2 protein-coding genes and 1 pseudogene are annotated in these 4601 nt (G+C 72.3%); all 3 read right to left on the reverse strand.

Annotated features, from left to right (window positions below; all coding sequences use genetic code 11):
* Nucleotides 1-2726: tetratricopeptide repeat protein (locus tag VED21_RS26030; protein ID WP_324887539.1), on the reverse strand; the 2726-nt coding region annotated here is incomplete at its 3' end.
* A 150-nt stretch (nucleotides 2727-2876) separates the two neighbouring features.
* A complete protein-coding gene (locus VED21_RS26035; protein WP_324887542.1) occupies nucleotides 2877-4283 on the reverse strand; it encodes a CpaF family protein in 1407 nt (468 codons plus the stop codon).
* Between the two features lie 5 nt (nucleotides 4284-4288).
* Nucleotides 4289-4601, reverse strand: a pseudogene (locus VED21_RS26040) (hypothetical protein); the annotation flags it as partial.

The raw sequence follows: 4601 nt of genomic DNA on the forward strand, positions 1-4601 counted from the left end.
CCGGCGCACCAGTTCCGCCACAGGGCGCGCATGGTCTGCTCGAACTGGCGGGCAAAGCCGGCGCCGTCGCACAGCGGCGAGGCCCGCAGCCGGCCGCGCAGGTCCTGGCGGTAGCGCTCCAGCCGCTCCCTGTCGCCGGCCAGGGCCACCGCCAGCTGCACGTACTCCGCCGCGTCGCGCGCCACCAGCTCGCCCAGCCCCGCCTGGTTCAGCAGGCTGGCGCTCACCCGCCCGGCGTGGCGGTCGCCCGCCCAGGTCACCACCGGCACCCCCATCCACAGCGCCTCGCACGTCGTCGCCGTGCCGGTGTAGGGGAAGCTGTCGAGCGCGATGTCCACCCGCGCCAGCGCCGCCAGATGCTCGACCGGCCGCGGCCGCCAGTCCACCAGCTCCAGCCGCGCCCCGTCGATGCCGTGCGCCTCGAACAGCCCGCGCAGCCGGCCGCGGTTGCCGGCGTCGCTCAGCTGGTGGCTCTTGACCACGAGCCGCGCCCCGGCCACCCGGTGCAAGATCGCCGCCCACACCGCCACCGCCGGCGGCGTCACCTTGGTCAGGTTGTTGAACGAACCAAACGTCACCGCGCCGGCGCGCCGCGCCGGCGGCGGCGTGATCTCCGGCGCCTCGGCCGGCGGCTGGTAGCACAGGAAGCCGCGCGGCAGGCGGACCAGCCGCTCGGTGTGGAAGGCGTCCGCCCCCTCGGGGTCGGCGACGGCGTCGGTCAGCCGGTAGTCGATGGCGCCCAGCCCGGTGGTGTTGGGGTAGCCCAGCCAGCTGACCTGGAGCGGCGCCGGCCGGTGGGCGAACACCGCCAGGCGGTTGCCGTTGGTGTGGCCGGCGAGGTCGAGCAGGATGTCGATGCCGTCGGCGCGGATCTGGCGGGCCAACTCGCGGTCGCTCACCCCCAAGGTGCGGCGCCAGCCGGCCGTCAAGGCGCGCAGGGCCGCGCTGGTGGCGTCCTCGACGGCACGGTTGGAGTAGGCGTGGACCTCGACGGCGGCGGGGTCGAGGTGGCGCAGCAGCGGCAGCAGGAACTGGGCGACGGGATGGCGGCCGAGGTCGCCCGAGACCAGCCCCAGGCGCAGCCGGCGGTCGGGATCGCGCGGGGCGGCCGGCGGCGGCAGCGGCGTCACCCGGCCGCCGCCGTGGCGGGCGTCCCAGGCCCGGTGCTCGGCCAGAACCGCCGCCCGGTCCTGGTCGGGAAGGTAGTTGAGGGCGAAGAGAAGGTTGCTGCCGGCCAGGGGGGACGGCGGGGCGATGCCGAGCCCCCGCCGGTAAAGGGCGATGGCGTCGCGTATCCGGCCCTGGGCGGTCAAGGTGGTGCCCAGGTTGATCAGGGACGACAGATGATCGGGTTTGTGTTCCAGCACACGGCGGTAGAGCGCCTCGGCCTCCTCCAGCCGCCCCGTGGCCTGGAGAACGAGGCCCAGGTTGCAGGCCGCCTCCAGAAGGTCCGGCTTGAGCGCGATGGCCCGGCGCAACGCCTTCTCGGCCTCGGGCAGGTGCTCGGGCAGGGCGTAAAGCGCGATGCCGAGGTTGCTCAGACCCTCGGGATAGTCGGGCCGGATCGCCAGGGCCTGACGATGGGCCCTGACCGCGTCGGCCACCTGGCCGCGCATCTTGAGGATGTTGCCGAAGTTGGTGTGGGTGATGGGCAGGTCGGGGCGCAGCAGGACCGCCCGGAGAAACGCGGTTTCCGCGTCTTGCAGATTTCCCTGGGCCTGGAGGATGGTGCCCAGGGTGATGTGCGCCTCGGCGCTGTCGGGGCGCTGGTTCAGGGCCATGCGCGCTTCCCTTTCCGCCTCCTCGCCGCGGCCGAGGTGACTCAAGGCCCCGGCGAGGTTGAGCCGGGCCTCCACGCAACCGGGCTTGAGGCGCAGGGCTTGACGCGCCGCCTCGGCGGCCCCGTCCACCCGGCCGGCGGTGAACAGCAGGCCGGACAACTGGAGATGAAGCTCGAAGCGGTCGGGGCTGGCGGCGATCGCCTGACGCAGAACGGATTCCGTCTCGTCCTCGCGGCCCCGGCGGCGCAGCAACTCGGCCAGATCGGTCGCCGCCGCCCTCAATTCCGGTTCCAGCCGCAACGCCTGCCGCCATGCCGCCTCGGCCTCGTCCAGGCGCCCGGAGCGTAAGTGGAAGGAGCCCAGCAGGTGATGCACCCCGGCCAGCTCGGGCTTGGCGGCCCGCGCCGCCTCGGCCGCCTTCAGCGCCGCCTCATGCCGGTCGAGGCGGGACAGCACCTGGGCGTGGTTGGCCTGGGCCTCGGCCAGCCCGGGATTCAGGCTGAGCGCCTGGGCGAACAGCCGGTCGGCCTCCTCCAGCCGGCCGGCGAGCATGGTCAGCAGCGCCTTGAGCGCCAGCGTCTCCGCCGCCTGGGGCTCGCGCCGCTCGGCCTCGGCCAGGGCCGCCGCCGCCGCGTCGAGCCGCCCCAGCCGCGCCAGGGCTCCGGCCTTGTGGCGGTGGCCGGCGGCGGTGTCGGGGGCAAGGGCCAGGGTCCGCTCGGCGGCGTTCAGCGCCGCCTCGGGCCGCCGCGCGCCCAGGAGCGCCTGGGCCAGTTCGCACCACGGCTCCGGTTGGGTGGCGTCCAGCGCCACGGCTCCCAGCAGCAGGTCGGCGGCCTCGGCGGCCCGCCCCACCCGCTCGGCTTCCCCGGCCATGCGGCGCAGCCGCGCCACGGCGTCGGTGGAGGGAAAAGGAAAGGAGGCGGGGAGAGCACCGGAAAAAGCCATGGCGGAAAGCCTGTCGCTGCCGAACGTCTTAGCCCTTTCTTATGCCCCGCCCGCCGCTCCCGGTAAACCGCCGCGACCGGCGGCCCCACGGATTGCATGGGCAGTCGGCACCAATCGGCCGAAGAGAGCCTTGCGCCGGCGGAGGTTGCCTCACGTCGAGCTTTCGATCGCCGCCATCAGCTCGCGGTCCATGCCGTAGTACCGCGCCTTCTCCCAGAAGTGCGGGCGCAGGCCCGAGGAGCGGTGCCGGCCCAGGACGCGGCCGCGCTCGTCCTCGCCCAGGTACTCGTAGACGAACAGGTCCTGCATGACGATCACGTCGCCCTCCATGCCGAGCACCTCGGTCACATGGGTGATCTTGCGGCTGCCGTCGCGCAGACGCTGGGCCTGGACGATGACGTCGATGGCCGAGGAAATCTGCTCGCGCACCGCCTTGGCCGGCAGGTTGAAGCCGCCCATGGCGATCATGTTTTCCAGGCGGCTCACCGCCTCGCGCGGGGTATTGGCGTGCAGCGTGCCCATCGAGCCGTCGTGGCCGGTGTTCATCGCCTGCAAAAGGTCGAACGCCTCCGGCCCGCGCACCTCGCCGACGATGATGCGCTCGGGCCGCATGCGCAGACAGTTGCGCACGAGATCGCGCATGGTGATCTCGCCCACGCCCTCCAGATTCTTCGGCCGCGTCTCCAGCCGCACCACATGCGGTTGCTGAAGCTGAAGCTCGGCGGCGTCCTCGCAGGTGATGATGCGCTCGCCCAGGTCGATGAAGCGTGTCAGGCAGTTCAGCAGCGTCGTTTTCCCGGAGCCGGTACCGCCCGAGATCAGCACGTTGCAGCGGGCGGCCGACGCCACCCGCATCACCGTGGCGCAGGGCGGGCTGACCGAGCCGAAGTCGATCAGCTTTTCGAGCGTCAGCTTGTCGCGCTTGAACTTGCGGATGGTCAGCGCCGGCCCGTCCAGCGACAGCGGCGGGGCGATGACATTGACGCGGCTGCCGTCGGCCAGACGGGCGTCGCAGATCGGGTTGGTCTCGTCCACCCGCCGCCCCACCGCTGAGACGATGCGCTGGCAGATGTTCATCAGTTGGGCGTTGTCGCGGAAGCGGATGGGGGTCAGCTCGATCTTGCCGCCGACCTCGATGTAGACCTTGGCCGCGCCGTTCACCATGATATCGGCGATGTCGTCGCGCGCCAGCAGCGGCTCCAAAGGCCCAAGGCCCAGGACGTCGTTGCAGATGTCGCCGATCAGCGCCTCCTCCTTGGAGGGGCCGAGGACGTAACCCTTGACGTTGATGATCTCGCGGCAGATGTCGGAGATCTCCTCGCGCTTGGCCGACAGGTCGAGCCGGCCCAACTGGGTCAGGTCGATGGTGTCGAGCAGCGCGTCGAAGATGCCGGTCTTGATCTGGTAGTAGGCGTTCTCCGTCTCGGCCGCCGCGATGGCGGGCGGCGGGACCTCGTGCCGGGCCTCGGACGGGGCAGCGGGCTGGGCAGCGGGCTGGGCGGCGGGTTCAGGGGCGCTGGCGGTCGGGGACGGCGGCTGGGCCCGCTTGCCGAACATGGCGCTCAGACCTTCTCGGAACGTTTGTGGAAGCGCTGCAACAGGGACTTGAGGCCGCCGCCAGCCTTGGCCGGCGCCTTGGCCCCGGCGTCGCGCCGGGCCAGCAGGGCGGCCAGCCGCTCCACCCCCTCGGCGGCCTTGGACTTGGGCTTCACCTCGGTCAGCGGCCGTCCGTGGCAGGCGGCCAGACCAAAGGCTTCGGCGTCCTCCGGGATGACCACGGCGGGGGATGCCCCCACCGTCCCGACGAAGTCCTTCAGCGGCACCTCGGCTTTCTTCAGCGCCCCCACCCGGTTCAGCACGACCAGCGGCGGCGTT

The sequence above is a fragment of the Azospirillum sp. genome (assembly GCF_035627195.1).
Lineage (GTDB): Bacteria > Pseudomonadota > Alphaproteobacteria > Azospirillales > Azospirillaceae > Azospirillum.

What these genes read in the sequence shown, in the direction of transcription:
- VED21_RS26035 (WP_324887542.1), bottom strand. Translation starts at nt 4,283, where the DNA reads ATGTTCGGCAAGCGGGCCCAGCCGCCGTCCCCGACCGCCAGCGCCCCT.